The organism is Haloferula sargassicola (assembly GCF_040362925.1).
GTDB classification, from domain to species: Bacteria; Verrucomicrobiota; Verrucomicrobiia; order Verrucomicrobiales; family Akkermansiaceae; genus Haloferula; species Haloferula sargassicola.
Window position 1 is genome coordinate 47,964 of record NZ_BAABRI010000014.1, and the last position, 25,193, is coordinate 73,156.

A 25,193-nucleotide genomic window follows, 5' to 3' on the forward strand; every position below is an offset into this window, starting at 1 on the left:
GGGAAAGCGGCTTGGGTTGGGCATGGACCTGTCCGACTTCCGCCGCGAGTACTCCGCCAAGGGCCTTCATCGCGAAGACCTGTTCGACGATCCGATCCGCCAGTTCGAGGCGTGGTTCACGCAGGCGGTGGGCCTCAACCTTCATGAGCCGAACGCGATGTCGCTGGCCACCGTGGGTGGCGGAGGCATGCCGCTGCTGCGGACGGTGCTGCTGAAGTATTTCGATGCCCGGGGCTTCGTGTTTTTCACCAACTACGAGAGTCGCAAGGCCCGGCAGATCGAGGTGAACCCGCAGGTGTCGCTGCTGTTCCCCTGGATCACGCTCGAGCGGCAGGTGGTGGTGCAGGGCCGGGCCGAGCGGGTGGGAACGGCGGAGTCGCTCAAATACTTCGCCAGCCGCCCGCGCGACTCGCAGATCGGGGCCTGGGTTTCCAGCCAGAGCTCGGTGATCAGTTCGCGCAAGCTGCTGATGCAGAAGCTGGACGAGCTGAAACGGAAGTTTTCCGACGGGGAGGTGCCGCTGCCCTCGTTCTGGGGTGGCTTCCGGGTGGTGCCGGAAACCGTCGAGTTCTGGCAGGGCGGTCCGGCCCGGCTGCACGACCGCTTCCTCTACCAGCGCGCCGGCGAGGAGTGGGAGATCGAGCGCCTGTCCCCGTGAGGGCGTCCTCCTCGCGGCCTGGCCTCCCGCCCCTGCGTTTTTTGGTTTTCCGCCCCGGCGGCATTCCGTAAGCAAGCGGCCCGCCGCCGCATCGCGACACCCGTTCCCATGTCCACCCTTCTCATCCTGCTCCGCAAAGAGCTCAAGAGCTTCATTTACAACCCCTTCGGCTGGGTGGTGGTGGCGGCGGTCACGCTTGCCAACGGAGTCGGCATTTCGACCGCCATGAAGGGCTTCGTCGACACGCCCTCGCAGGACAGCCTGACCTTCGTGACCTTCCATTCGCCGGTATTCTGGTTCTGGTTCCTGTTCATTTTCCCGCTGATCACCATGCGGCTGTTCGCGGAGGAGGAAAAAACCGGCACGCTCGAAACCCTGCTCACCGCGCCGGTGCGGACCTGGCAGGTGGTGGGGTCGAAATACTTGGCGGCGCTGGTGTTCTTCTGCCTGGCCTGGCTGCCGACGCTGATCCAGTTCCACCTCTTCGGCTGGGTGGCGGACTTCCCGGACGCCTGGACGCCGGGCGAGATGGGTGCCACCTACCTGATCCTGTTCCTGATGGGTGCGGCCTTCACGGCGGTCGGCTGCTTCGCCTCGGCGCTGACCTCCAGCCAGATCATCGCCGGGCTGCTGACGCTCGCCTTCCTCATGCTGCTCTACTTCATCGGCTACGTGCCGGTGATCTGGGGCGGCTCGTTCCGCGGGGTCGGCATCTTCGACTACATCTCCTGCCAGAACCACCTCGCCACCTTCGCCAAGGGCTGGATCGACACCAAGCCGGTCGTCTACTACCTCACGCTGGCGGCCACCGTCCTTTTCCTCACCTATCAGGTGGTCGATTACCGCCGCTGGAAACGCTGATGTCCCAGGATTCCCCGAAACCCGCCCGCCCGATCACCCGCTTCCGAGTCGGGTTCCTTTCGGTCGTCCAGATCGTCTGCGTGATCCTGTTGTTCCTGGCCGTCAACTTCCTGTCCTCCCAGTATCACCAGCCCTTCGACCTCAGTGATGACCTCGGTTTCACGCTCTCGCCCTCGACCCAGCGCTACCTGGAGTCCCCGGCCGTGCAGGAGCGGGAAAAGCCCATCCAGCTGATCATCGCCTTCCCGGCCGACTCGCCCTTCTACCCGAGAATCCGCCCCATCGCGGAGGAGATCGCGCGGGTGTCGAAGGGCAAGGTGGACCTCACCGTCATGGACCCCATCCGCTCCGCGGACAAGGCCGAGGCGCTGGCCGCCGAATACCACCTCCAGTTCACCCAAGGGCTGGTGGTGATCGATGCCACCCCCGCGCCCGGCGCGGAAACCGAGGGCTCCCCCGCCGAGGCCGCGGGCCAGGGCAAGCACGTGCAGGTGGTCCGGCTGGAGGACATGCTGGTGTTCGAGACCGATGCCCAAAACCAGCGGCGGGTCCGCGGCTTCATCGGCGAGGAGGCCTTGCGGGCGAGCTTGGTGAACGCGATCGAGGGCAAGCCCCGGCGGATGTGGGTTTTCACCGACAAGAGCGACCTGACCAGCGGAGCCAACGAAGGCGTGTGGGGCACGCTGGTCACCCAGCTCGCCACCCAGAACATCCTGGCCGAGGAAAAATCCCTGGCGGAGACCGAGCAGGTGCCGGAGGACGTGGATGCGGTCGCGATCATCGGCGCGGCCACCGAGTTTTCCGCCGCCGAGCTGGCGGTGCTGGAGAACTACTGGCGCAGGCCCCGGTCGTCGGTGCTGATCACCACGGGAAATGAAAACGTGCCGGCCGGTCTGCGGGCCTTCCTGCGGACCTACGGCGTCACCCCGCAATCCGATCGCGTGATTTCGACGCACGGTGGCAAGGTTCAGACCACCGTGACGGCCACCTTTTCCAAGGGCCTCGACTTCCTCCGCGACCTGGCGGGAAAATCGACGCAGCTGGAGGGCCCGACGCGCAGCCTGGAGGTCCGCGAGAACGCCGAGGATCTGCTCAATCAGCGGATCATGCCCTACGCCCTGCTCAACGCCGGATCGAAGTTCTGGGGCGAGAGGGATTTCCCTTCCGAAACGCCGGTGCGCGATCCCGATGCGGAACCCGCCGCGCCCGCCCTGGCTGCGGCGGTGGTGCGCGGCAATGCCACCGACGACCGCTTCGCCGGGCAGGTCTCGCGCATGGTGGTTATCGGCAACACCTCCTTCCTTTCCCCCCAGCACCTCCGCACCACCAACCTGGACTTCTTTTCCTCCTGCGCCAACTGGCTGATCGGCCGCGAGGACCTGGCCGGCCAGGGGCCCTCGAACCTGCGCCTCTACAAGCTGCCGCTGCTGCCGCCCCAGGTCACCTTCATCAACCGCGTCAACCTCATCGCGCTGCCGGCCCTGATCCTCGTCATCGGCGGCTTCGTCTGGTCCTCGCGCCGTAGCTGAGCCATGCGTTCCTACGCCACCACCACCCTGCTGATCCTCGTCACCCTGGTCACGGTGGCGATCGCCGGGATCTACGTGCGGCAGGGCGACCTTTCCCGCTTGTTCGGCCAGCCGGCCACCCACATCGGACAGACGCTCTACGACTTCGACCCGCGGCTGGTGAAGCACATCTACCTGGCCTCCAACGGCGTCGGAGCGAGCTGCATGCACAGCGAAGACAAGGGCTGGCTGGTGGTCGAAAAATGGGGCACCGACCGGATGGATCCACGGGCGGCCCAGAAGCTGATGGAGTTCGTGCTCGGCGCCCGGGTCGAGGGCGGCATCCCGACCGACAAGCTTGAAAGCTCCGCCATCAACTTCGCCGACGGCAAGTTCGCCCTGCGTTTCGGCGATGCCGCCGACGAACCGCTGGCCAAGTTCTGGATCGGCCACCGCACGCCGTGGTTCGGGACCGAAGCCGAAAGCGGCGACCCGATCCCGACCGTGTTCGTCGCGCCCCGCGACCGCAGCCGCAAGGACTACGTCTATGCCTGCACCGACGAGGTCGGCATCCGGGACGTGCTGGGCGATGGCTTCCGCCACCTGCGCGACCACCATCCCTTCCTGTTCCGGCCGAATCTCATCGAGCACCTGCGGATCAAATCGACCCAGGGGGAAATGATGCTCACTCAGGCAAGGCCCGGCTTCTGGTCGATCACCAAGCCCCTCGACCTCAAGGCCGATCCCGGCAAGGTCAAAACCCTCCTGCAAGGACTCTACGACCTGGAGGCGGTCCGCATTTACAACCGCGACGAGGTCACGCTGCCGGCCGACAACACCCAGTCCCACCAGCAGGTCGCGCTCAAGCTGTTCACCGCGGAGGAAGAGGTCGTGCTCGATATCTACCCGCCGGCGACCGAGGTCTCGCAGACCGTCATGGCGGTCATCAGCGACCGGCCCAACACCGTCTTCGAGCTGCCGCGGGTGAAGTCCACCGATCCGGGCATCAAGACCTCGCTCACCGAGCTGCCGCTGACCGTGAATTCCCTGCGGGATCCGACCCTGACCTCAATCGCCCCGGCCGGCATCCGCAGCATCTTCATTTCCCCGGCCACCGGCGAGGACATCCGCATCACCCGGCCGACGCCGAAGGACCACTTCGAGCTGCTGATCGATGGCGGACTCGAGGAGCCGAACGAGGAAGCCCTCTACGCCCTGATCAAGTCGGTCAGCGAGGCCAAGGTGGCCGAGTTCGTCTCGGACACCGCCACCGACCTCGCACCCTACGGGCTCGACCAGCCCTTCCTCATCCTCCGCTTCGCCGGCTTCGACGATTCCACCATCGAGCTGCGTTTCGGCGAAGGCAAGGACGGCGGCATCCACGTGATGCGCGGAGGTACGACGACCGTCGTACGCATCGATCCCGCCCTGCTCGGCGTGATTCCCACCCACCTCTGGGAGTGGCGGAATCCGCATCTGTGGAAAATCAGCCTGCCCGACGTGATGGGCCTGGCCCGCCGCGTCCCCGGAAAGCCCGAACTCCAGCTGCTCTACGACTTCGCCTCGGAAACATGGAGCGCCAAGCAGGAGGGCGAGGACCGCTCGGTCGGGCTCAATGCCGGAAGGGCCAACCAGCTCCTCAAGCGGCTGCTCGAGCTGAAGGTCGCCAATTGGCTGCCGCCGGGACAGGCGGATCCCATCCAGCTGGCCGCCGATCCCGGCCTGGTCATCGAGCTGCTGGTCCAGGAGCATAAGGACGATGGGCAACTCCTCGGAATCCGCCGCGTGCAGCTGATCGTGAAGGGCAACGTCGGTGCCACCAACACCCGTCCGGAGGCCTTCCTGCTCGATCCGAACCTGATCGAGCAGCTCAAGATCGACCTGTTCGCCTTCGACTGATCAGGCGGAAGTCGCCTTTTTCACCCGCTCCAGCACCTCGGCGTAGGCCTCCATCACGTTGCCCAGGTCGCGGCGGAAGCGGTCCTTGTCCATCTTCTCGCCGGTCTTCAGGTCCCACAGGCGGCAGCCGTCGGGGCTGATCTCATCGGCCAGCACGATCTTCGACGGATCCTCCGCCAGGCGGCCGAACTCGAGCTTGAAATCGACCAGCTTGAGTCCGCACTGGGCGAAGAACGCGATCAGGATGGCGTTCACCTTCAGCGCCGACTCGCGCAGGAAGGCGAGGTCGTCCTCCGAGGCGAGGCCGAGTTCGCGGATGTAGTCGTCGTTGACCAGCGGGTCGCCCAGCTCGTCGCTCTTGATCGAGAACTCGACGATCGGCCGGGAAAACTCCCGCCCTTCCGCGACCCCGGTGCGTTTGCAGAAACTGCCGGCCGCCAGGTTGCGGACGATCACCTCGACCATCAGGATATCGACCTTCCGCACCTCGACGTTGGTCTCATCGATCTGGCGCACGAAGTGGGTCGGCACGCCCTCCTTTTCCAGCATGCCGTAGATGGCGGTGCTGATGGCGTTGTTGAGCCGGCCCTTGTCGTCGAAGCTGGCCTTCTTTTCGCCGTTGAAGGCGGTCGCGTCGTTCTTGAACTCCATGCGGAGCACGTTCGGATCTTCCGTCGCCCACAGCCGCTTGGCCTTGCCTTCGTAAAGGAGAGTCATGCCGCTAGGTACGGAGCCGCCGACGCGCGGTCAAGCAAGCTCGGCTTCAGTTTCCGGCAGCAAAACTGACGTTCTGGCGCAGATCGCGGCCGTCGTTGGAGCGCAGCCGGTTGGTCTCGTAGGTGTCGGCCCGCAGGCCCTGCTCGAGCGTCAGCCCGTCGCCGTAGTTGTCCTCCAGGGTGTTCTTCTCGACCCTCACGCTGAGCGCGGCGAAGCGGATCAGCATGCCGCCGAGATGATTCTCCGAGCAGCTGTTGCCGTGGACCGTTCCGGCCGCCCCCGCGCTGAGCAGAATGCCGTATTCGCGGTTGCCGGTGATCGTGTTGCCGGTCAGCTCGAGCTTCTCGGCGGCGGAGTCGACGAGGATGCCGTTGCGGCTGTTCTTGGTGGCCTGCGAGTCGGTGACCACCGCCGAGGCGCCATCCCAGATTTCGTAGCCATGAGCGAAGTTCCCGGTCGACTTGCACTCGCGGGCGACCATCCGACTGCCGGACCCGCGGGCGGAAAAGCCGTCCCAGCCGTTGTTCTCGAAGCCGCACTGGACGGCTTCGGCCTGGCCGGCATCGAGCACCTCGAGGCCGTTGCCTGAAGCATCCTTGAAGGTGCAGCCGGAAAACTCCACCTCGCTGCCGCGGACCTGGACCGCCGGGAAGCGCTTGTCGGAGGCGTCGAAGCCCTTGCATTGAAAGGTAATCCCGGTGACCACCGCCCCGGTCGCTCCGGGACCGAAGGTGATCGCCGGAGCCTCCAGGGCGGTCGATTCCAACATCGTCCCCCCCTCGCCCGCGCCTTCGATTTGGACGGGGAAATCGACGACGACGCCGGCATCGAAGGTCCCCTCTCCCAGCACCACGCGGTCCTTCGCCCGGACGTTCTTCAAGGCATCGGCCAGGGTCGGCACGTCCTTCGGCACATGCAGCGTGCGGCTGTAGGAGGCCACCTTTTCATACACCTCGCGGACCTCGGGGTCGTGCGGAGCCAGCGCGATCGCTTCCCGCATCCACTCCATCACCTTGGGATCAAACTTGCCGGCATCCCGCAGCTTGGCGGAAGCCGCCAGCTCCCGCGCGCGGGTGAGGTCGAGCCGTTCCTGCTCGCGACCGGCGGCGATCTCCTTCGCCAGGACGGTAATCAAATCGTCGCCGGGAATCGCGTTGGCCAGCTCGGTCACGCCGTCCTCGGCCACCGCCCAATCGCGCTGCTCCACCGCCTCGCGCACCTCGGCGCCGAGGGTCTTGCGCAGGGAGTCATTGCGGGCGTTCCGGATCTTCTCGCTCAGCGCCAGGACCGCCTCGTCCTCCGGATAGCGGGCCAGCACCTTGTCGGCGGCCTCCCGAGCATCGTCGAGCCGGCCGGCCTCGAAGGCGGCTTGGGATTCGCCGGTCCAGTATCCGACGAATTGCTCCTGCTCCTCCTGCATGCCCACCTCGATGCTGCGTCTGCCGTTGGCGGCGATGGCCGAGCCGGGATCCAGCTCCTCGATCCGCAGGTAGCTGCGGGTCGCCTCCTCCCAGCGCCGGCTGTTCACCAGCCCCGCACCAAGCCGTTCGAGGAGCATGATCTCCTTGCGCCGGTTCAGCTTGTTGACATCGGAGACATACTTGTAGGCCATGCCGCCGCCGATGCCGCCGATGACCATGAAAATCATGGTGTAGACCAGAAAGCGCCCCTTCGAGGACTTCTTCGCGGGCTCCTGCACGGGTTCCGGAACCTTGGGTTCCTCCGGCTTCGGCGCGGGCGCGCCCATCACGTCGTGGGGCACCACGGTGGTGCGCGTCGGTTTCGGCGGAGCCGGCTCGTCGAGGAAATTGTCGCGCTTCGACTTCATCGCCGACCCGGAGACCGATCCCGGCACCAGGGCCATCACGCCGGCCAGCTTCGCCTGGCGGCGGCGGTCGGCTTCCTCGCGCAGCGCCGCCATGGCCTGGTCGAACAGCTCAAGCTCGGACTGGAATTGGTCCGCGAGCTTGTCGGTGGGGGCAGTGCGGACCATTTCGGCAAGCCGCTCGCGGGCCTCGCCGAGACGCCGCACCGCTTCGCTCGGCTCCTCCTCCGTCGAAATTCCCAGTATTGCTCGTGCCTCCTCCAAGGTCATGGTGGGCGCGCTTTACCACCCCCGTCTGGGTTCGGAAAGCCCCCTTTCGGGAAATCACGCGGAGAGCGCGGCCGGCCCGGTCTCCGCTCCGCGAAGGGCGCCATTCAGCGGTCGCTCGCCGTCGTGGAGGCGCTGGCTCAGACCTGCCATGAAATCCTCGTAGCGGACCAATTCCATGGTGCCGTCGAGGTGCTCGATGATCGCCGTCAGGCTCTCCACCCAGTCGCCGGAGTTCAGGTAGCGCACGCCGCCGACCTGGCGGTCCTCCGGGGTGTGGATGTGGCCGCAGATGATGCCGTCGCAGCCGCGGCGGCGGGCGTATTCCTGAAGCTGGTGCTCGTAGTTGTCCACGAAGCTCACGGCCGACTTCACCTTGGCCTTCACCTTCTTGCTCAGGGAAAAATACTCCTTTCCGCGCCACGCGCGCCAGTGGTTGTACCAGCGGTTGATGACCAACATCGAGTCGTAGCCCACGGCCCCGAGCACCGCCAGCCACCGGTGGTGGGTGGAAACGCTGTCGAAGCCATCGCCGTGGACGACCAGGTAGCGCTTGCCGTCGACCCCGGTGTGGAGGTGCTCCTTGACGAACTCGATCGCGCCGAAGGACAAGGGCAGGAAGCGGTCCAGCACGTCGTCGTGATTGCCGCGGCAGTAGACCACCCGGGTGTTCTCGCGCTCGGTTTTCTTGAGCACCTTGCGCACGAAGCGGCTGTGGCGCTTGCGCCATTTCGAGCCGCGCTTGAGCGCCCAGCCGTCGATGATGTCGCCGTTGAGCACCAGCTTCTCGCACTTCACGTGCTGCAGGAAATCCACCACCTCGTGAACCTTGCTTTCGGCGGTGCCGAGGTGGATGTCCGACAGGAACACGGTCCGCAGCTCCATTTTGCCGAGCTTGCGCTTTTCCTTCCTCCGCAGGGGTTTCGGGCCCGCCGCGCGGGAAATCCGCTCCAGCTCCGCCTCGAAGGTCTCCACCACCTGGTCCCAGCCGACCTCCTCGACCGAGCGCCGGGCCTCGGCGCGCAGGTCATCCTGCCACAGGGTCAGCGCGAAGCCCGCCATCTCGCAGAACTCGTTCGAGTTCCCTTTCTGCGCCTTGAGCCCGTTGCGCCCGTGGTCGACGTGGCGGGCCGAAGCGGCGTAGTCGTAGCTTACGGTCACCAACCCGGAGGCCATGCCCTCGAGCAGCACGTTGCCGAAGGTTTCCGTTTCGCTGGGGAAAAGGAGGATGTCGGCCGAGGCATAGTGCCGCGCCAGATCCTCGCCACTGCGCACGCCGGCCCAGTGGACGAAGGGATGCTTCGACTTCAGCGCGTCCTTCACCGGGCCGTCACCCACGCAGACGCACTGCAGGTCCGGCATCCGCTCGCGCATCCGGCGGAAGCACTCCATCGCCAGCGGCAGGTTTTTTTCCGGCGCCACGCGGCCGACCACGATCGCCACCGGCGAGCCCTCGCGGGCGCCCCATGAGGCTCGCAGGTTGGTGTCGCGCCGGTCGGGATGGAAAAGCTTCGTGTCCACCCCGCGGCCGAGCAGCGAGACGTTTTCAAAACCATGCTCGGTCAGCGCCGCCACCACGTCGGGGGTCGGTGCCAAGGTGACCGCGGCCTTGCGGTGCACGCGCCGCAGCCAGGCCATGGTCGCCGGCTGGAGCCCGCCGAGGCGGTACTGCTCCATGTACTGGTGGAAATTCGTGTGGAAGCCGGTGGCCACGGGGATGCCGAGCAAGTTCGCGGCCTTGATGGCGGAGATGCCGAGCGGGCTCTCGGTCGCCACATAGATCGCGTCGGGCCGGCGTTTCAGCCAGCGCTTGCGCAGCTTGAAGGGCCCGGGCAGGCCGACCCGCACTTCCTTGTAGCCCGGCAGCGAAATGGAGGCGGCCAGCGTTTCCCCGGCGGTCTTCGTTTCCCCGGTGCGGACCACGTGGACCAGGTGTCCCCGCTCCCGCAAGCCGTGGGCGAGACGCCCCAGAGTCATGGCCACTCCATTGATGTCCGGTGCGTAGGTGTCGGTGATGATGTCTACCCTCATCGGTTAGGGGCGCTTGAAACTACCCGCCATTTAAATAACCGATTGAGTCGCCCGCCAACGTCTGCATTTCGGTGTCGGTTTCGACACCTCTTCCGCTCACCTCCGCCAGCGGCGCTCCATCGTTTCCAGCTCCTTGCCGTCGATGTCCTTGGCGATGGCCTTCCAGCCGAACGGACCCAGCTCGACGCGGTAGAAGTGGTTCACGCCCTGCGCCGCGATCAGCCACGGGCGCTTCTTCAGGGCATCCTCGGGGACCGTACGGGGATGGACCGACCACGCCCCGGCACCGAGGTAGGGAACGCCGGCCTTTTCATCCACCTTCCCGCCGCGCAGGGGATGCGTCATGGAAAACACGTGGTGGTCGTTCTCGAACACGGCATCGACCTGGAACTTCTCGATCAGCGGGCACCACTCGGCCTGGATTTCCTTCGAGTCCTCCTTGGTCCCGCAGCCCCAGGCCGGCCGGTGGTAGCAGACGAACAGCCGCGGGATTTCGCGACGCGCCTCGAGCGTCTTTTCGAGCCATCCGGTCTGCGCCGCGACCGCTTCGACGTGGCCGGAGTCGAGCAGGACGAGTGACATTTCGTCACCGAAATCGATGGCCTGCCGCGCGCTGCCGGTCTGCGGCATCTTGAACAGCGAAAAGAACTCCCGCGCGTGGTCGGGGCCGGGAGCATCGACCGGACGGTAGCCGTTGCCGACCACCTCGTGGTTGCCGATCGCGACCACCAACGGGACCAGCCGGCCGTCGGGCGCGCGGACGTTTTCGACCCACGAGTCGATGAACTCCGCCCAGCGGCCGGGATTCTGGTCGTTGGTGTAAGCCAGGTCGCCGCCGAGCATGACGAAATCCGGATCCTCCCCGCCCGCGCGGCGGTTCATCCGGTCCATCGGCTCGCGCTCGTGGTAGACATCGCCGCCGGTCACGAAGCACAGGTGGTCGACCTTTTCCGGCGCGGTGCGGAATTTCCAGGAGGCGTCGCCAATCCGGATCTCGACCACCTTGCCCGCCGGCAGCTCCGCCAGATCGACGTGGGCCACCTGGTGCGAGGTGTCCGCGAAAGTCGCGCGGCTGACTTGCTGGTCCCACCACGCGTCCTCGCCCTCGATCCGCCAGGAAAAAGCCGGCTGCTCCGGCTCCGGCGCGGCGGTTTCCCCGCTGACCCGCGTTTTCCAGCCGATCTCCGGCGTTTCCCCCGCCAGATACTCCCAGCTGGCGGCATCGGGGATGAGATACCAGTGCTGGTCGCCCTCCGGCACGGCCAGTCGCAGGTCGAGGGTGAAATCCGAGCTACCGAGCCCGTCATTGATGCCCAGGGCGGCGATCACGTGCTTGCCGGGAGCGAGCGATCCGATCGAGATCCGCTCCCAGCCGGAGGCCTCGTGCTTTTCGATCACCTGCCACTTGCCATCGACCACCCGCGCGTTGCGGATGGCCTTCTCGCGGCCATCCACCCACAGCACGAAGGCATCGTCGTAGCGCGCCATCAGGTCCAGCGAGGTGTTTTCAGGCAGAGTCTCCGGGACGGTGAACTCCCGGCGGATCGCGATTTCCTGATACCTGCCCTCCATGCCGCGGAGCACCGTGCGGTCGTCATCGTCGCCATAGCCGAAGCCCGAAGGACCGGCCTGCCATATCCCCTCGGTGCCCTCGACCGCCGCCGTCTCCAGCCAGCGCACCGAAGCCTCGTGCCGCGGGTCGCCACTCCACTGGACGAGCGGCCCATGCACCTCCGCCGCCAACCAACCGCCGGGCATCACCGCCGCCGCGAGCATCCATTTCCTCCAATCCTTCATGTCCCAACAGCTACGCCTAACAGGCCGCGCATCCTTCGGCAATTCGCACTTCGCAGCCGCCGGTTCCCTCCTACACTCCCGCGCATGTCTTCGAGCTTCGGCCACGCTTTCCGCATCCACACCTTCGGCGAATCCCACGGCGGAGGCGTCGGCGTCATCATCGATGGCTGCCCGCCCCGCATCCCGCTCACGGAAAAAGACGTGCAGCACGAGCTCGATCGACGCCGGCCGGGGCAGTCGGACATCGTCACACCGCGCAAGGAATCCGACACCGCGGCCATTCTTTCCGGCACCCACGATGGCCTCACGCTCGGCACGCCGATCGCGATCGTGGTGAAGAACGAGGACCAGCGGCCCGGCTCCTACGACGAAATGGCGGTGAAATACCGGCCCTCGCACGCCGACTACACCTATGACGCCAAGTACGGCATCCGCGCCCTGTCCGGCGGCGGCCGGGCCTCGGCCCGGGAAACGATCGGCCGGGTCGCTGCGGCCGCCGTCGCCCGCAAGGTGCTGGCCGAACTGGCTCCCGGACTGGAAATCCTCGCCTGGGTGAAATCGATCCACGACCTCGAGGCCGATGTCGACCCCGCCACCGTCACGCTCGACCAGATCGAAGCCAACATCGTCCGCACCGGCGACGCCGAGGCGGCCAAAAAGATGATCGCCCGCATCAAGGAAATCCGCGCCGAGGGGAATTCGATCGGCGGCGTGGTCGAGTGCGTCATCCGTGGCTGCCCGCCGGGCTTGGGTGAACCCGTTTTCGACAAGCTCGAAGCCGAGCTGGCCAAGGCCATGATGTCGCTGCCCGCGACCAAGGGCTTCGAGATCGGATCCGGATTCGCCGGCTCCCGCATGACCGGCCGCGAGCACAACGACCCCTTCCGCATGGTCGATGGCAAGGTGCGCACCACCAGCAACCGCTCCGGCGGCATCCAGGGCGGGATTTCCAACGGCGAGAACATCGTTTTCCGCGTCGCCTTCAAGCCCACCGCCACCATCATGACCTCGCAGGAAACGGTCACAAGCTCCGGCGAGAACACCGAGCTCTCCGGCAAGGGCCGCCACGACGCCTGCGTGCTGCCGCGGGCCGTGCCGATGGTCGACAACATGGCCGCGCTGGTCCTCTGCGATCACCTGCTGCGCCAGCGCGGCCAGTGCGGGGCATGAAAAAACCGGGAGCAGGTCACTCGCGACCCACTCCCGGTTCACAGCAGCTCCAGCCGAAAAGCCGTCAGTGGACCGTGGCGCGGAGCCGCTCCAGCTCCTCGCGCGCCTTCGGGGCCTCGATCGGATCGAAGTCCGGATTCAGGTCCAGCGCCTGCATGAGCTGCTTCCTCGCACCCGAGACATCGCCGGAGGCGGCGGCGATCATGCCGGCGTGGTAATGGAAACGGGGCTCGGCCGTGCCGAATTTCATCGCCCGGCGGATCATCCGCTTGGCCAGCTTTAGGTCGCCTGACTTGTAAGCGCACCAGGCGTAGGCGTCAGCGGCGTGGATGTTGGGAAACTGCTCATAGGCCAGCTTTCCCTCGGCCAGCGCCTTTCCGGCATCCATGTCCTGGTCCGCCATGAAAAGGGCGAGCTGGGCACTGCCGACATGATGATCGACACCATGGTGGTGGTGCTCCGCATGCCCGTGGCTGTGCTGATGGAATGCCAACACCCGGGAGGTCCACTTTTTCACCGCCCCGTCATCGCCCCGGCGCTTGGCGAGCTCCACCAGACCGACCAGCGGTTCATGGGTGGGGTTCACTTCGACCGAATGTTCGTAAAGCGATCGGGCTTCGTCGTCGTTTCCCCCCGCCGCACGGATCATGCCCATGATCATCAGGACACGCGGGTTGTCGGGAGCGAGTTCGAGAGCTTTCGCCCCTTGCTGAACCGCCGCCTTCGTGGCTCCGGTCTTGAATTGCATTAAGGCCAGCTCGGCCCGGCACCAGGCCTCGTTTTCGGGAACCCGGCCGCCGGCATCGATCGCCTGCCGCATCAGCGCCATCGCACGATTCGTATCACCGGTGAGCCACAGCAAGTGGGCTCCACGGCTCAGCGTGGAAAGGTCGGCCCGCAAGTCGAGCGCCTGCTGGAAGTGATCGAAGGCCGCGTCGTACTCGCCCAACTCCATCTCCCCGTCACCGAGGAGGGCATAGGCAAAAACACATCTCGGATCCCTATCGATCGCCTTGTGAGCCCACTCGGCGCCTTCATCAAAGCGGTGCTCGGAGTTCGCGACCCAAGCCATCCCGGCGAGCGCGCGCTCGTCGTCCGGTGCCAGCTCAAGCGCCTCACCGTAGGCCTCGCGGGCCTCCGAGAAGTCGTGATCGAGCGTGTTGCGGGCGTGCTGCATCCATGCTTCGCCGATTTGGAGCCAATCTTCCGCCGTCGGATCTCTCGACCCGATCCTTTCCTGCAATCGGGTCACCTCGGGCGGAGCTTCCGCTTCATGGGCGGAACCCGAACCCGCCAGCGAGGCCAACAGCAGCAAGCATGGAAGTGATTTCATGATCCTCGGTCGTAGGCGTCTCATCGCGAGCTCTCAGCGGTCGAAACCGGGGCCTGGCGTTGGTCCACCGTCGGTCCCGCATGCGGGGTTCCGAGGTAGGGAAAGACCTGGTTGTAGAGCTGATCGTTGGAATTGACGTTGTCACCGACGACCGTGATCGGATCGTAGGCCGGCCCGCTGGCCACGGCGGACAGGGCGATGTCCACCACGTCGTCGCCCGGACGCCGTCCGTTCGGCCAACCGCCGGTATCGCCACCGAGCAGGCTGAGGCGCGAGTAGCCGGACTGCCCCGGCAGCAGCACGGGTCCGGTGGTCAGGTCGACCCTCAGCACGTCCGGGATGAAAATCGCGGCCAGGTCGGTGCGGCCGGTCGTCGCCAGTGGCGTCGTGCCATCGGTGCCGAAGAGCACGGCATTGATCAGGAAGGCGACCTCCGGATTCTCCGCGTAGGTGCGGAACATTTCGTCATCGGTCGGCTGGGTCATGTTGTAGTGGTCTTTGTCCCGCAGGGCGACCAGCACCTCGTTGAAGAGCGGATTGCCCAGGCGGTTGATCTGCACCCAGGGACCCGAGGTCCGGGTGTCCCGCCCCTTGTTGCGCAGGGTGACCCGGTGGCGGCTGACCGAGGCATACACGCCCACGCCGCTCTGGTCGCCGAGCAGGGGCGAAGCGTAAGCCACCGGCTCCAGCTCGCTCATCGGGATCTGCACGGCGTAGGTCAGCACGTTGAAGCCCTTGAAGCCATCCACCCCGCCGCCGGCCTGGCCGAGGCCGTTGGTATCGTCACCCGCGATGATCCGGGGATCGAGGAAATCGAAGATGCCCGGCGTGTCGGCGTAGAATCCGTCCTCCCGCGGACCCGCCCACACCACCGTGCCATCGGACAGCGAAGAGATGCCCTGGGCGGTCAGGTCGTCCAGTTCCTCCATCGAGGTCGCGCCGGAGATCGCCTTGCCGTCGGGACCGTTGTAGGCGGGCGTCGTGCGCGGCCCGACATTGGGCGGCGGCACCAGGAAGCCTTCTCCCGAAACATCGGCGCGGTTGCCGAAGCCGAATCCGAAGCCGGAGAAGTAGAACGAATGGAACCCCCCGAAGAACGACCGGCGGGTGTTCTTGTACTTCGTCACCGAATAGGTCTGCGTGTAGTTCTGCTGGGCGTCGCCGATTTCCATGATCGGCCCGACCCCGGTGCCGCGACCGTAGGAGAGGATGGTGTCCGGGTTCTTGACGTTGCCGGTGCGTGAAGAGAACTCGAAGTCGTAGCGCATGGTCTCCATGCCGGTCACCGGATCGGTGATATGGATGCTGTAGCGCGCGTCGTCGGCGAAGCGGTCGTAGATCACGCCGTCACCCGGATCGGAAAACGGATGGACGCTCACGATCACGTTCAGCACCTCGGTCGAGGGATCATCGTAGCGGGTGCCGACGAAGGCGTAGACATCGGTCAGGTTGGCATCGGGATCCTGCTTGATCAGCGGGGCATCGCTGTGACTCGAAGCCTCGACGGCGGCGGGAACGACCGCCGCCACGAGCAGCAGGCTTTTCCACAAGGAGCCTCTCACACGGAGACCGCGATTCGGTGTTAGGGAAAATTTCATCATATCATCAGTTGGGATTCTCAAGACGAGGTCATCCGATCCACCCGGATCGCACGACCTCATCAGAGGCAACGCGCCCCACCCCCCGATCGGATGCCGTGAATCCGATATTTTCTTCCGGGCGTATGCTTCATGACGCCATGCTTTCCCCTCACCACCGCCTTTTCGTGATCCGCGCCACCGCCGTCGCGCTCGTCGTCGCGGCCCTTGCCTTGTGGAAAACCGGCCGCCCCGGCGAGCCGTCCGGGTCGCCGACCCCGGGCGTCATCCCGCCCGCCCGCCAGCGCGCCGAGGGCCCGGGGACCCGGGGACCGCTCAGCCACGAGGTGGTGACGCGCATGGGCGGCGACGACTGGCAGGCGCGCTTCACACGGGACGACGGCGGGGTTTCGGCGGAAAACCGGGAGGCGATCGTCGAGCTGGCCGGCGAGCTCCAGTGGGCCCTTTCCCACGGAGCCGAGCCGGATGGCCCGGACGCGCAGGTCTACGTCGAGACCATCCTCACGCTCGCCAACGACCGCTCCGCCGAATGACCGAACTCCGGCTGTCCTAGTAGTTCACCGTGAGGCCGAGGCCGACCACGTGGGCATCGAAGTCGAGCTTGCTGTTGGCATACTCCCCGGCCCGGTAGCCGCTTGCCATGACCTTGGCCGCGCCGCCGAACTGGTACTCGTAGCTCAGGTCCAGCCGCCAGGAGTCCTGCCGCCAGCCGAGGCCCACCGCCAGCGTGTGCTCCAACAGCGAGGCATTGAGCGGCGTGGCGAAGGCCGACGGGACGGGCGACTCGCCCCAGCGCCAGCCGCCGCGCAGCGACCACTGGTCATCGATCTCATACTCACCTCCCAGCCCGATGACCCAGGTGTTTTTCCAGCGGACCGGCACCCGGTCGGCCACGTGGGCACCGATCGCGCCATTGATCGCCGCATTGGTGCCGCCGGTCAGGGAAACGTCGAGCACGTCGAAGGCATTGCCCCAGCCGATCCAGTCCAGCCGCAGCCCGGCCTTGAAGCGGGGCAGCATCTGCCACGCCAGACCCGCGCCGGCCACCGTCGGCAGCGCATTGCGCGTGTGGGCCCGGTAGTTCGCCAGCGCTGGCGTCCCTCCGAGCCCGAGCGGCGGCAGCTGGGCGCTGAAATCCGCCCCGGCCCGCCCGTCGAGATCCAGCGTGACCTGCGGCCGGCAGTGAAACTCCACCCTCACGTCGTCCCGCGGCTCCCACACCGCCCCGAATTCATACATCGCCTCCCAGCCATCGGTCGCCAGGTCCAGATCCACCTTCGCGCCCGCCAGCGCGGGATGGGTTTGAAAAATGAACGGCGCATCGAAATCGACCCGCCCGTAGACCGCCCCGATGCTGGCCCCGACCGCCCAGCCATCGCCGAGCCTCCATCCCAGCCCCACATTCGCCCGCGCCGCCAGGAAACCGCTGTCGTGGGGATGCGCCGCGCCATAGGAAATGCCGCCGATGCCGCCCGCCGCGTCGGGAAACACCCACTCGCCCTTGGCCGCCGCCAGCGGCGCCACCGAAGCCCCGAGCGTGACCGCCCCGCCCGCCGGGCGCCAGGCCAGGCCGGCCTCGGGGAAGCCGCCCGGAACCTCCATCTGATAGCGCCGCCCGCCTTTGGTGAAGCGACCGTTCGCCCAGCCGCCACGCAGGGAAATCGTCCCCTGGTCACCCCCGAGCATCGCCAGCGCCGCCGGGTTGGTCTGCATGGCGGACAGCGCATCGCCATCCGTGCCCGCGAAAACGCCCGCCGCCCCGGCATCCCGGGCACCGAAGCCCTCATGCAGCACTCCGTTTCCCGGGGCCACGCCCGCGGCGCCCAGCCAGGAAACCGTCAGAAGCTGGAGAAACCGCCGCACCACGCCCTTCCTTCTCAAGCGAAGCACCGGCTGTCGAGAAAGGGTGTCGCCGCGAGCGAGTCTTGAGGGGGATCGGACTCGCCGCGGCGACCGGGTTTTTTCGGGCCGGTCCACTGTCCCGGCCCGTTCGGGGGAAAACGGGACGTCTTCGTGGGGAGCAACGCGCCCGGGCACCGGACGGATGCGTCTTCTTCGGAAAAAACGGTAGCCGCCCCGCTCAACCCGCGACAACGTCACGCCCGACTCCCCGAAGATGACTGAACCCGAGCCGGAAATCCTCCTGTCCCGCATCGCCTCCGGATGCACGGAGTCCTTTTCGGCCCTCTACGATGCCTTCAGCTCGTCCCTTTTCGGCATCGCCCTCGGCGTCACCCACAACCACGCCGAGGCCCAGGAAATCCTGCAGGAAGCCTTCCTCGCCATCTGGAAAAAGGCCGACCGCTACGATCCGCGGCTGGGCAAGGCCTCGACCTGGATCATCCACCTGACGCGCAACCTCGCCATCGACCGCCTGCGCAAGCGACAGCGGCGGGACGCCGGCGACGACCGCTTGCGCCAGGAGCCGCGCTTTGAGAGCATGCCGGAAAATCCGACCGGCCTCCTGATTTCGAAGGAGACCGCCCAGCACCTCCGCGAAGTTTTGCGAACCCTTCCTGACGACCAGCAGCAGGCATTGGAACTTGCTTTTTACGAGGGACTTTCACAGTCGCAGATCGCCGAGCGGCTGGGAGAGCCGCTCGGAACGATCAAATCACGCATCCGAAGAGCGATGGAACGCGTTCGTTCCGTGGTGACTCGCGACGAAGCCGATCCTGTATGAACCACCCGCCATCCAAGCCCGATCCCCGCGATCTCGCGGAGGAATTCGGTGTGATGACCGCCCTGGGCGCCCTCGACGGGCCCGATGCGGCGGCGATGGAGCATTGCGACGAGTGCCCCTTCAGCCAGGCGGCGCGCTCGGCGATGGGCTACGATGAAAGCGTGGCCGCCATGGCCTCCGCGGCCTTCGCCCCGGTCGACCCGCCCGCCGACCTCAAGGCCGGCATCATGGCCCGCATCCAGGCGGACAAGCTCTCCCAGAAGGACGCCCCCCTCGCGGGCTTTCATTTCCTCCGCCATGACGAAGGCGAGTGGACCCCGCTGCCCGGCGGCAAGATCCGGCTCAAGGTGATCTCCGACTTCGCCGACAGCCCGCACACGCTCATCCTGCTCGAAGCCGATCCCGGCGGCGTGTTTTTCCCTCACGCCCACAAGGGCACCGAGGAGGTCTACATGATCAGCGGTGACCTGGAAACGGAGGGCCGCGTGATGGGTCCGGGCGACTACCTCCGCTCGGCGCCCGGCACGCGCCACCATAAGGCCGTGTCCCATCAGGGCTGCCGCGCCCTGATGATCACCGCCCGCCAGAACCACCCGCGCCGGACCTACAAGCTCTACCAAGGCCTGGTCCGCTCCCTGCGCTCGCTCCGCGGGAAAAGCCATCAGGCGAATTGATTCGGCGGCCCCGTTTCCCCAAGGTCCGCCCCGCGCCCCGGCCGCCTGAATGAACGAACTCGTCTCCGCCCTCAACTTCGACCGCATCCCGGACATCAGTCTCGGCACCGCGGCGCTGTTGATCTTCGGGGCGATCGCCAGCCTGGCCGTGCTCAAGGGCCTGGTGCGCATCCTCTGGGGCAGTGCGGTGGTCTGTGTGGCGGGCTATGCGGCCTTCGTCACCTGGCGCGACGCCCCGGCGATGTCGCGCGACCTGCTGGGCACGGAATCGCAGCTGATTTCCTGGGGCCTGCCCGTGCTGGTGTTCCTACTGGCCGCGCTGCTCCTGCGCGGGGTGGCCAAGGGCATCTTCAGCGCTCTCCGCTCGCCCAATGCCGAGGCCGCGGAAAAAAACCGCCGCTCGCCGGTCCGCTGGGCCTTCACCCTGCTGTTCAGCCTCATCCCCACCGCCGCCCTGTGGTTCGGCGGGGTCACCCTGCTGCGCCACGCAGGCTCGGTGGCGGAAATCCAGGCCTTCGTGGAAAAACACGACCTCCCCGACCACACCGAGTTCCTCGCCCGGCTGAAGGAAAGCGTCGATACCGCCCTGCCCAGCTCCTGGTTCGAGTCCGTCGATCCGCTCACCTCCGATCTCCGCGTGCGCCTAGCCAAGCTCATCGCCGCCGCCGACGACCCGCCGCCGAGGGCCATCCCGGTGTTTGAGGAAAGCCAGATCCGCGACCTCATCCTGTCCGACCCCGAACTCAGGGCCCTCGCCCGCCAGGGCCGCTACTCGGAAATCCTCCGCGACCCCCGCCTCGACCGCCTCCTCGAAAACGACAACCTCCGCGAAGTCCTCGCCCGGGCCGACCTCTAAAATCCTTGGCCATCCTCCCCGCCACCCGCTTCACTCTCGCCGGTTGCCCGGTTTCAGCCCTGAAAACTGGACACTGAAAACTAGCAAACTCTCATGAGCTTTCTCGTCACCATCGGCCTCGAAGTCCACTGCCAGGTCAAAACGAACACCAAGATGTTCTGCGCCTGCGAAACCTCCTTCGCCGACGAGCCGAACACCCACACCTGCCCCGTCTGCCTCGGCCTCCCCGGCGCCCTGCCCGTCCTCAACCGCCACGCCATCGAGAAAACCCTGCTCGCCGGCCTGCACCTCGACTGCGGCTCGCCCGAAATCTCCAAGTGGGACCGGAAGAACTACTTCTATCCGGACATGCCGAAGAACTACCAGACCACCCAGATGGACCTTCCCCTCTGCCTCGGCGGCGAGGTCCCGGTGTATGATTTCAACTACCCCACCGACGTCAAAAAGAACATCCCCCGGCCCGATCTCAAGGTCCGCCTCAACCGCATCCACCTCGAGGAAGACGTCGCCAAGTCCACCCACCTCGGCACCTCGTCCATCATCGACTTCAACCGCGCCGGCACGCCGCTGATGGAGATCGTCACCGAGCCCGATATCGAAAGCTCCGCCGAGGCCTTCGCCTTCCTCCGCTCGCTCCAGATGATCCTCCAGCAGGGCGGCATTTCCGATGCCGACATGGAAAAAGGCCAGCTCCGCTGCGACGTCAACATCTCCATCCGCCGCCAGCCCTCCGATCCCTACGGCAACCGCATCGAGCTGAAAAACCTCAACTCCATCTCCGCCGTCCGTCGCGCCATCGACTATGAAATCGAGCGCCAGTGGGAAGACCTCCAGCAAGGCATCGAGCAGGTCCAGAGCACCCGCCGCTGGGATGACGACCGCGGCGAATCCCAGCTCCTCCGCACCAAGGAAGACGCCCACGACTACCGCTATTTCCCCTGCCCCGACCTGCTTCCCATCCACACCGCGCCGCTTCTCGAAAAAGTCCGCCCCCTCCTCACCGAGCGGCCCCACGAGCGCGCCGCCCGCTACGAACAGGACTACGAGATCACCGCCTACGACGCCTCCGTCCTCGCCGCCGATCTACCCCTCGCCTCGTACTTCGAGGCCATCATCCAAAGGAGCACAGGCGTCCCGCCTGTGAATCAACAAAGCGCCTTCCCTCCCAAAAAGGCCGCCAACTTCCTCCTCAACACCCTCCTCGGCCTCCTCAACGAGCGCTCCATCGCCATCGCCGACTGCCCCGTCCCCGCCGACAAGACCGCCGACCTCCTCGCCCTCGTCGAGTCCGGCCAGCTCGCGCTCAACCAGGCCAAGGAAGTCCTCCTCGTCCTCTTCGAATCTCCCGGAAAGGACCCCGCCTCCATCGCCAAGGACATGGGCTTCGAGCCCGCCGACGCCGGCGAACTCGAAGGCTTCTGCGATCAGGCCATCGCCGCCAACCCCAAGCAGGTCGAAGAGATCAAGGCCGGCAACGAGAAGCTCATCAACTTCCTCACCGGCCAGGTGATGAAGCTTTCCAAAGGCAAGGCCAACCCCAAGCAGGTCACCGAGATCCTGCAAAGCAAGTTGCTCTAACGGTGGCGGCGGATTCCATCCGTCATGCCCCCTCACCAAACATGGAACCGAAGCGCCACCTCCCCGAATTCGCCTACTCCTTGTTCCAGCGCTTTGCCGACGAAGGGGTGCCCCTCGTTCTGGCGGGCGGCTGGGCCGTCTGTTTCCATGGCTACTCCCGCGCCACGCTCGACATCGACTACATCTGCCGTAGAGATCAACATGACTCTGCTTGCCGCTTGATGGAGCGCCTTGGCTTCGTGCGGAAATCCGACGGGATGGCTTCGCGCTTCAAACATGAGCTCGATCCCTCCATCCCCTTCACCGACCTGATCTGGGTCGATGACGAAACGTTCCGGGTCATGGCTGAAACAGCGGTCTCATCCCCCGAGCCCCTGAGCGTTTCGATGCTCGGTCTCCGCTCCCTGGTGGCGATGAAGCTCCACGCTCTCAAGGATGGTGCCACCCGCGAACACAAGGACCTCCTCGACCTCCGCAAGATCATCGCACGAAATCCTCGTCAGATCGGGCATGACGAGCTCCGGCTCATGTGTCATCGTTACGCCACTCCCGAAGCATTCGACCAGATCCTCGGACCGTCATGAAAATCATCGAGCTCAATCTCCCGGACCTCTCCGACCACCCGCCCGACCCGCAGGTATCTCTCGGCGTGTTCGAAGCCTGGGTCCGCGGCGACTCCGCCACCCGTTCCCGCGCGGAAATGACCGATGAGCAGATCCAGGATGACTTCATGCGCAACGAAGGCCGCATGGAGGAGTTCCGCTATCAAGGCTGAACCGGAGCGCTGGCTTCAGCCGGCGCGTTTCCTACCTAAACCCGGTCCCGTGACCTTGCATCTCCTCCTCGGCGACTGCCTCCAAGTCCTCCCCACCCTCCCCGCCGGGTCGCACGACCTCGTCGTCACCTCCCCGCCCTACAACCTCGGCATCGCCTACCGGACCTACGACGATCGCAGTAGCCGCGCCGAGTTCCTCGATTGGTGCCAGCAATGGGCCGCCGAGGTGAAGCGCGTGCTCACCCCCGACGGCTCGTTTTTCCTCAACGTCGGCGCCGCCCCCTCGAACCCGCTTTTCCCCCACCAGGTCCTGCTCGCCCTCACCGACGAGCTTTTCGTCCTCCAGAACACCTTCCACTGGATCAAGTCGATCACCGTCCAGACCCGCTCCGGCGAGTCCATCAGCGCCGGCCATTTCAAACCCATCAACTCGAAGCGCTACGTCAACGACTGCCATGAGTATGTCTTCCATCTGACCAAGACCGGCGATGTCCCACTCGACCGCCGCGGTGCTGGCGTGCCCTATCAGGACAAGTCGAACATCGCCCGCTGGGGCCACACCGGCGGCCAGGACCTCCGCTGCCGCGGCAACACCTGGTTCATCCCCTACGAGACCATCAACTCCCGCGACAAGGAGCGCCCCCACCCCGCCACCTTCCCGGTCGCGCTCGTCGAGCAATGCGTCCGCCTCCACGGCAAAGGCGAAGAAACCCGCCTCCTCGACCCCTTCCTCGGCATCGGCAGCTCGGCCGTCGCCGCCAAACGGATGGGCCTCGCCCACTTCACCGGCATCGAGCTCGACGACCACTACCTCGCCGTGGCGAAGGAGCGGCTTGAGACGCTGCTTTAGCCCTCGAGGCCGTCTGGAGGCGAAAGCGTGACATCACCCCGGTCCAGCCGATACCTTGCCGCCGGAATCGATGCTCACCCACCTCCAACTTCACCAGATCGGCCCCGCTCCAGACCTCGAAGCGGAGTTCGGAGAGCGCGTGAACCTCGTCACCGGTGACAACGGTCTCGGCAAGACTTTCCTCCTGGACGCCTGCTGGTATGCGCTGACTTGGTCCTTCGCCGGCAACCGAGCATTTTACCCGTCGCCGACCGCTGACAAACAGGATCCACCCACGATCGGATTCTCTGTGTGTCGGGCGGATGCTAAAGAAGGTCCGGTATCCGTAAGCCAAGCATTCGACTTCGGGATGCGGATGTGGGTGAACTCAGAGGCATCTCAAGGAGCGAGCCGCACCATCAACCAGTCACTTGTCCTCTATGCACGAATTGACGGTGGCTTCTCCGTTTGGCAGCCGGTCCTTAGCTCCGATGGTTCTTTCAAAGGCGGCGAAGCGATCCACTTTCGGGCCGCGGATGTCTGGAACGGGTTGTCAGAGGGTGGGAGTCGCGATGAACGTGTCATCTGCAACGGCTTCCTGCGAGACGTGGAGAACTGGCGACTGAAGGGTAACGGTGATTTCAAGACGCTTCAGGCGGTGTTGGAGCAGCTTTCCGCCAGTGAAACCGAAGTGATGCAGATCGGGCCAGCGGAGCGCTTGGGGCGGGATGCCATGGAAATCCCTACGATCCAAATGCCGTATGGAAGGGTTCCTGTGACATTGGCCGCGTCCGGCATGAGGCGGGTGCTTGCGCTGGCTTACCTGCTGGTGTGGGCATGGCGGGAGCACCACATTCAGTCCGAGATCAGACGTGAGAAGCCAACTCGCCGAATGGTTCTACTCTTCGACGAAGTGGAAGCCCACCTCCATCCCAAGTGGCAGCGCGTGTTCCTGCCCGCGCTTCACGAGGTAGTCCGGTCCTTGCTGATGAAGGACGAGGCGGACTCCGTGCAGATCATTGCGACCACCCATTCCCCTCTGATCACCGGATCGGTCGAGTCCCTCTGGAGCGACGAATCCGATCGGCTTTTCGACTTCGACCTGGAAGACGGAAAGGTCGAATTCGAGTGCATCCCATTTCACAAGCTCGGAGCTGCGGAGCATTGGCTGGAGTCGGATTCCTTTGGCCTGCCCAGCAGCTATCCGGTAGCGGCACAGAAGGCGATTGAGGCGGCGAACGACTTCATGGCCAAGCATCCCGTCCCCGCGAAGGCACCTTCGGAAGCAGCCGCTACCATCCATGACGAGCTACGGAAGGCTCTCGGTGGAGAAGACGAGTTCTGGCCGCTGTGGAAGCCCTATTTTGACCGTGTGAAGGAGTCGTCATGATCCCGGTAGCCCACCCCATTCCTGAGCCGCCGGATTTCGACAAGGAGTGCCGCGAGCGTGGGACCGTATGGTGGGCCACCCGTCGTCTGCGGGGGGAACACCTCAATGCTTCCGACTTCCCCAACTACTGGACGCAATACGAAGCTCACCTCTCAAACGCGTTTCACCAGCGTTGCGGTTGGTGGGCCATGTGGATTGCAGAAGGTCAGGTCGAGCACTACCTATCCATCAAGAACCACCCCGGCCTGGCATACGAATGGAGCAACTACCGGTTCGTGGTCGGCTCGGTCAATGGATCCAAGCGCAATCATGACGACAAGGTGCTCGACCCTTTCGACGTCGAGGACGGTTGGTTCGAAGTTCTTTTGCCCTCCATGCAGCTGATTCTCACGGATCACATTCCTCCGGAGAAGGTGCCCCAGGCCGAGTTCACTCTGAAGCAGCTGAGGCTTAGAAACGGAACGAAAGTCGTGAGAAGCCGCAAACATTGGTATGACCAATTCAAATGCGGAAATTTGGACCTCGAAGGTTTGAAGCTTCATGCCCCACTGGTGGCCGAAGCAGTGGGGAAGCTCCAGTCCACAGGGCAGTCTTTGCCTTGATCGGCTTCGCTCCCGCACACGATCGGAACGAGGCACGTCGCCTCTGCCCCTTTGTTATCTAGCAGCGATGAAACACTTGTCGCTCGACAACGAGACGTCTTTCGGTTCATGAAGTTGCCATTCTTGCAGTCGTGGGAATAGC

The 25,193-nt window shown here is 65.4% G+C and carries 22 protein-coding genes; 15 read left to right on the top strand and 7 right to left on the bottom strand.

Translation table 11 applies throughout. The features are described from left to right. Nucleotides 1–22: 22 nt before the first annotated feature. From pdxH to ABXH26_RS12935, 4 genes are all read left to right on the top strand, one after another. Nucleotides 23–658, top strand: a complete 636-nt coding sequence (pdxH, locus tag ABXH26_RS12920) for a pyridoxamine 5'-phosphate oxidase (protein ID WP_353567490.1) — start codon at nt 23–25, stop codon at nt 656–658. A 108-nt stretch (nt 659–766) separates the two neighbouring features. Beyond that, complete coding sequence (locus tag ABXH26_RS12925; protein WP_353567491.1) at nt 767–1,519, top strand: ABC transporter permease; 753 nt, start codon at nt 767–769, stop codon at nt 1,517–1,519. Beyond that, nucleotides 1,519–3,048: a Gldg family protein gene (locus tag ABXH26_RS12930; RefSeq protein WP_353567492.1), complete on the top strand. Its 1,530-nt coding sequence runs from the start codon at nt 1,519–1,521 to the stop codon at nt 3,046–3,048. Before ABXH26_RS12925 ends, ABXH26_RS12930 begins: the two co-directional genes overlap by 1 nt. 3 nt (nt 3,049–3,051) lie before the next feature. Next, nucleotides 3,052–4,926 (top strand): DUF4340 domain-containing protein, encoded by a 1,875-nt coding sequence (locus ABXH26_RS12935; protein WP_353567493.1) that lies wholly within the window; start codon nt 3,052–3,054, stop codon nt 4,924–4,926. Here the strand turns inward: ABXH26_RS12935 and purC are convergent, their stop codons facing one another. The 4 genes from purC to ABXH26_RS12955 form a co-directional block, all read right to left on the bottom strand. After that, nucleotides 4,927–5,643, bottom strand: coding sequence for a phosphoribosylaminoimidazolesuccinocarboxamide synthase (gene purC / locus ABXH26_RS12940; protein WP_353567494.1), 717 nt, complete (start codon nt 5,641–5,643; stop codon nt 4,927–4,929). A 46-nt stretch (nt 5,644–5,689) separates the two neighbouring features. Next, nucleotides 5,690–7,636: a right-handed parallel beta-helix repeat-containing protein gene (locus ABXH26_RS12945; RefSeq protein ID WP_353567495.1), complete on the bottom strand. Its 1,947-nt coding sequence runs from the start codon at nt 7,634–7,636 to the stop codon at nt 5,690–5,692. 156 nt (nt 7,637–7,792) lie between these two features. Beyond that, nucleotides 7,793–9,766: a glycosyltransferase gene (locus ABXH26_RS12950; RefSeq protein ID WP_353567496.1), complete on the bottom strand. Its 1,974-nt coding sequence runs from the start codon at nt 9,764–9,766 to the stop codon at nt 7,793–7,795. A gap of 96 nt (nt 9,767–9,862) precedes the next feature. Beyond that, on the bottom strand, nt 9,863–11,563 hold the full coding sequence (locus ABXH26_RS12955) for a metallophosphoesterase family protein (RefSeq protein WP_353567497.1): 1,701 nt from the start codon (nt 11,561–11,563) through the stop codon (nt 9,863–9,865). Nucleotides 11,564–11,647: 84 nt separating this feature from the next. Here ABXH26_RS12955 and aroC point away from each other — a divergent pair, with 84 nt between their 5' ends. Beyond that, a complete protein-coding gene (gene aroC, locus ABXH26_RS12960; protein ID WP_353567498.1) occupies nt 11,648–12,733 on the top strand; it encodes a chorismate synthase in 1,086 nt (361 codons plus the stop codon). A 64-nt stretch (nt 12,734–12,797) separates the two neighbouring features. Here the strand turns inward: aroC and ABXH26_RS12965 are convergent, their stop codons facing one another. Together ABXH26_RS12965 and ABXH26_RS12970 are read right to left on the bottom strand one after the other, a co-directional pair. Next, the gene (locus tag ABXH26_RS12965; RefSeq protein WP_353567499.1) at nt 12,798–14,066 is read right to left on the bottom strand and encodes a tetratricopeptide repeat protein; all 1,269 of its coding nucleotides are present in this window, start codon (nt 14,064–14,066) and stop codon (nt 12,798–12,800) included. A gap of 20 nt (nt 14,067–14,086) precedes the next feature. Further along, on the bottom strand, nt 14,087–15,628 hold the full coding sequence (locus tag ABXH26_RS12970; protein ID WP_353567500.1) for a DUF4331 domain-containing protein: 1,542 nt from the start codon (nt 15,626–15,628) through the stop codon (nt 14,087–14,089). A gap of 161 nt (nt 15,629–15,789) precedes the next feature. On the opposite strand from ABXH26_RS12970, the gene ABXH26_RS12975 reads away from it, so the two are divergent. Beyond that, nucleotides 15,790–16,197 carry a hypothetical protein gene (locus ABXH26_RS12975; protein WP_353567501.1) on the top strand — a complete coding sequence of 136 codons (408 nt, stop codon included), beginning with the start codon at nt 15,790–15,792 and terminating at the stop codon, nt 16,195–16,197. 16 nt (nt 16,198–16,213) lie between these two features. On the opposite strand, the gene ABXH26_RS12980 is transcribed toward ABXH26_RS12975, so the two are convergent. Then, nucleotides 16,214–17,554 (bottom strand): OmpP1/FadL family transporter, encoded by a 1,341-nt coding sequence (locus tag ABXH26_RS12980; protein WP_353567502.1) that lies wholly within the window; start codon nt 17,552–17,554, stop codon nt 16,214–16,216. 226 nt (nt 17,555–17,780) lie between these two features. Between ABXH26_RS12980 and ABXH26_RS12985 the strand changes: the two genes are divergently transcribed. The 9 genes from ABXH26_RS12985 (at nt 17,781) to ABXH26_RS13025 (ending at nt 25,051) form a co-directional block, all read left to right on the top strand. Next, on the top strand, nt 17,781–18,347 hold the full coding sequence (locus ABXH26_RS12985; RefSeq protein ID WP_353567503.1) for an RNA polymerase sigma factor: 567 nt from the start codon (nt 17,781–17,783) through the stop codon (nt 18,345–18,347). Further along, nucleotides 18,344–19,021 (top strand): cupin domain-containing protein, encoded by a 678-nt coding sequence (locus ABXH26_RS12990; RefSeq protein WP_353567504.1) that lies wholly within the window; start codon nt 18,344–18,346, stop codon nt 19,019–19,021. The genes ABXH26_RS12985 and ABXH26_RS12990 overlap by 4 nt, the downstream gene beginning before the upstream one ends. 49 nt (nt 19,022–19,070) lie before the next feature. After that, nucleotides 19,071–19,877 carry a hypothetical protein gene (locus tag ABXH26_RS12995; protein ID WP_353567505.1) on the top strand — a complete coding sequence of 269 codons (807 nt, stop codon included), beginning with the start codon at nt 19,071–19,073 and terminating at the stop codon, nt 19,875–19,877. Nucleotides 19,878–19,970: 93 nt separating this feature from the next. After that, nucleotides 19,971–21,455 carry an Asp-tRNA(Asn)/Glu-tRNA(Gln) amidotransferase subunit GatB gene (gene gatB, locus ABXH26_RS13000; RefSeq protein WP_353567506.1) on the top strand — a complete coding sequence of 495 codons (1,485 nt, stop codon included), beginning with the start codon at nt 19,971–19,973 and terminating at the stop codon, nt 21,453–21,455. 41 nt (nt 21,456–21,496) lie between these two features. Then, nucleotides 21,497–22,039 (top strand): nucleotidyltransferase domain-containing protein, encoded by a 543-nt coding sequence (locus ABXH26_RS13005; protein ID WP_353567507.1) that lies wholly within the window; start codon nt 21,497–21,499, stop codon nt 22,037–22,039. Beyond that, nucleotides 22,036–22,230 carry a hypothetical protein gene (locus ABXH26_RS13010; protein ID WP_353567508.1) on the top strand — a complete coding sequence of 65 codons (195 nt, stop codon included), beginning with the start codon at nt 22,036–22,038 and terminating at the stop codon, nt 22,228–22,230. Before ABXH26_RS13005 ends, ABXH26_RS13010 begins: the two co-directional genes overlap by 4 nt. A 49-nt stretch (nt 22,231–22,279) precedes the next feature. Continuing rightward, nucleotides 22,280–23,080, top strand: coding sequence for a DNA-methyltransferase (locus ABXH26_RS13015; protein WP_353567509.1), 801 nt, complete (start codon nt 22,280–22,282; stop codon nt 23,078–23,080). A 70-nt stretch (nt 23,081–23,150) separates the two neighbouring features. Beyond that, nucleotides 23,151–24,449: an AAA family ATPase gene (locus tag ABXH26_RS13020; RefSeq protein ID WP_353567510.1), complete on the top strand. Its 1,299-nt coding sequence runs from the start codon at nt 23,151–23,153 to the stop codon at nt 24,447–24,449. Further along, entirely contained in the window at nt 24,446–25,051 is a 606-nt protein-coding gene (locus ABXH26_RS13025; RefSeq protein WP_353567511.1) for a hypothetical protein, read from the top strand. Before ABXH26_RS13020 ends, ABXH26_RS13025 begins: the two co-directional genes overlap by 4 nt. Nucleotides 25,052–25,193: the final 142 nt, after the last annotated feature.

Bases quoted from the DNA above. Each gene is read 5' to 3' on its own strand.
- pdxH (WP_353567490.1), top strand. From the start codon at position 23: ATGGACCTGTCCGACTTCCGCCGCGAGTACTCCGCCAAGGGCCTTCAT.
- ABXH26_RS12925 (WP_353567491.1), top strand. From the start codon at position 767: ATGTCCACCCTTCTCATCCTGCTCCGCAAAGAGCTCAAGAGCTTCATT.
- ABXH26_RS12930 (WP_353567492.1), top strand. From the start codon at position 1,519: ATGTCCCAGGATTCCCCGAAACCCGCCCGCCCGATCACCCGCTTCCGA.
- ABXH26_RS12935 (WP_353567493.1), top strand. From the start codon at position 3,052: ATGCGTTCCTACGCCACCACCACCCTGCTGATCCTCGTCACCCTGGTC.
- purC (WP_353567494.1), bottom strand. From the start codon at position 5,643: ATGACTCTCCTTTACGAAGGCAAGGCCAAGCGGCTGTGGGCGACGGAA.
- ABXH26_RS12945 (WP_353567495.1), bottom strand. From the start codon at position 7,636: ATGGTCCGCACTGCCCCCACCGACAAGCTCGCGGACCAATTCCAGTCC.
- ABXH26_RS12950 (WP_353567496.1), bottom strand. From the start codon at position 9,766: ATGAGGGTAGACATCATCACCGACACCTACGCACCGGACATCAATGGA.
- ABXH26_RS12955 (WP_353567497.1), bottom strand. From the start codon at position 11,563: ATGAAGGATTGGAGGAAATGGATGCTCGCGGCGGCGGTGATGCCCGGC.
- aroC (WP_353567498.1), top strand. From the start codon at position 11,648: ATGTCTTCGAGCTTCGGCCACGCTTTCCGCATCCACACCTTCGGCGAA.
- ABXH26_RS12965 (WP_353567499.1), bottom strand. From the start codon at position 14,066: ATGAAATCACTTCCATGCTTGCTGCTGTTGGCCTCGCTGGCGGGTTCG.
- ABXH26_RS12975 (WP_353567501.1), top strand. From the start codon at position 15,790: ATGCTTCATGACGCCATGCTTTCCCCTCACCACCGCCTTTTCGTGATC.
- ABXH26_RS12985 (WP_353567503.1), top strand. From the start codon at position 17,781: ATGACTGAACCCGAGCCGGAAATCCTCCTGTCCCGCATCGCCTCCGGA.
- ABXH26_RS12990 (WP_353567504.1), top strand. From the start codon at position 18,344: ATGAACCACCCGCCATCCAAGCCCGATCCCCGCGATCTCGCGGAGGAA.
- ABXH26_RS12995 (WP_353567505.1), top strand. From the start codon at position 19,071: ATGAACGAACTCGTCTCCGCCCTCAACTTCGACCGCATCCCGGACATC.
- gatB (WP_353567506.1), top strand. From the start codon at position 19,971: ATGAGCTTTCTCGTCACCATCGGCCTCGAAGTCCACTGCCAGGTCAAA.
- ABXH26_RS13005 (WP_353567507.1), top strand. From the start codon at position 21,497: ATGGAACCGAAGCGCCACCTCCCCGAATTCGCCTACTCCTTGTTCCAG.
- ABXH26_RS13010 (WP_353567508.1), top strand. From the start codon at position 22,036: ATGAAAATCATCGAGCTCAATCTCCCGGACCTCTCCGACCACCCGCCC.
- ABXH26_RS13020 (WP_353567510.1), top strand. From the start codon at position 23,151: ATGCTCACCCACCTCCAACTTCACCAGATCGGCCCCGCTCCAGACCTC.
- ABXH26_RS13025 (WP_353567511.1), top strand. From the start codon at position 24,446: ATGATCCCGGTAGCCCACCCCATTCCTGAGCCGCCGGATTTCGACAAG.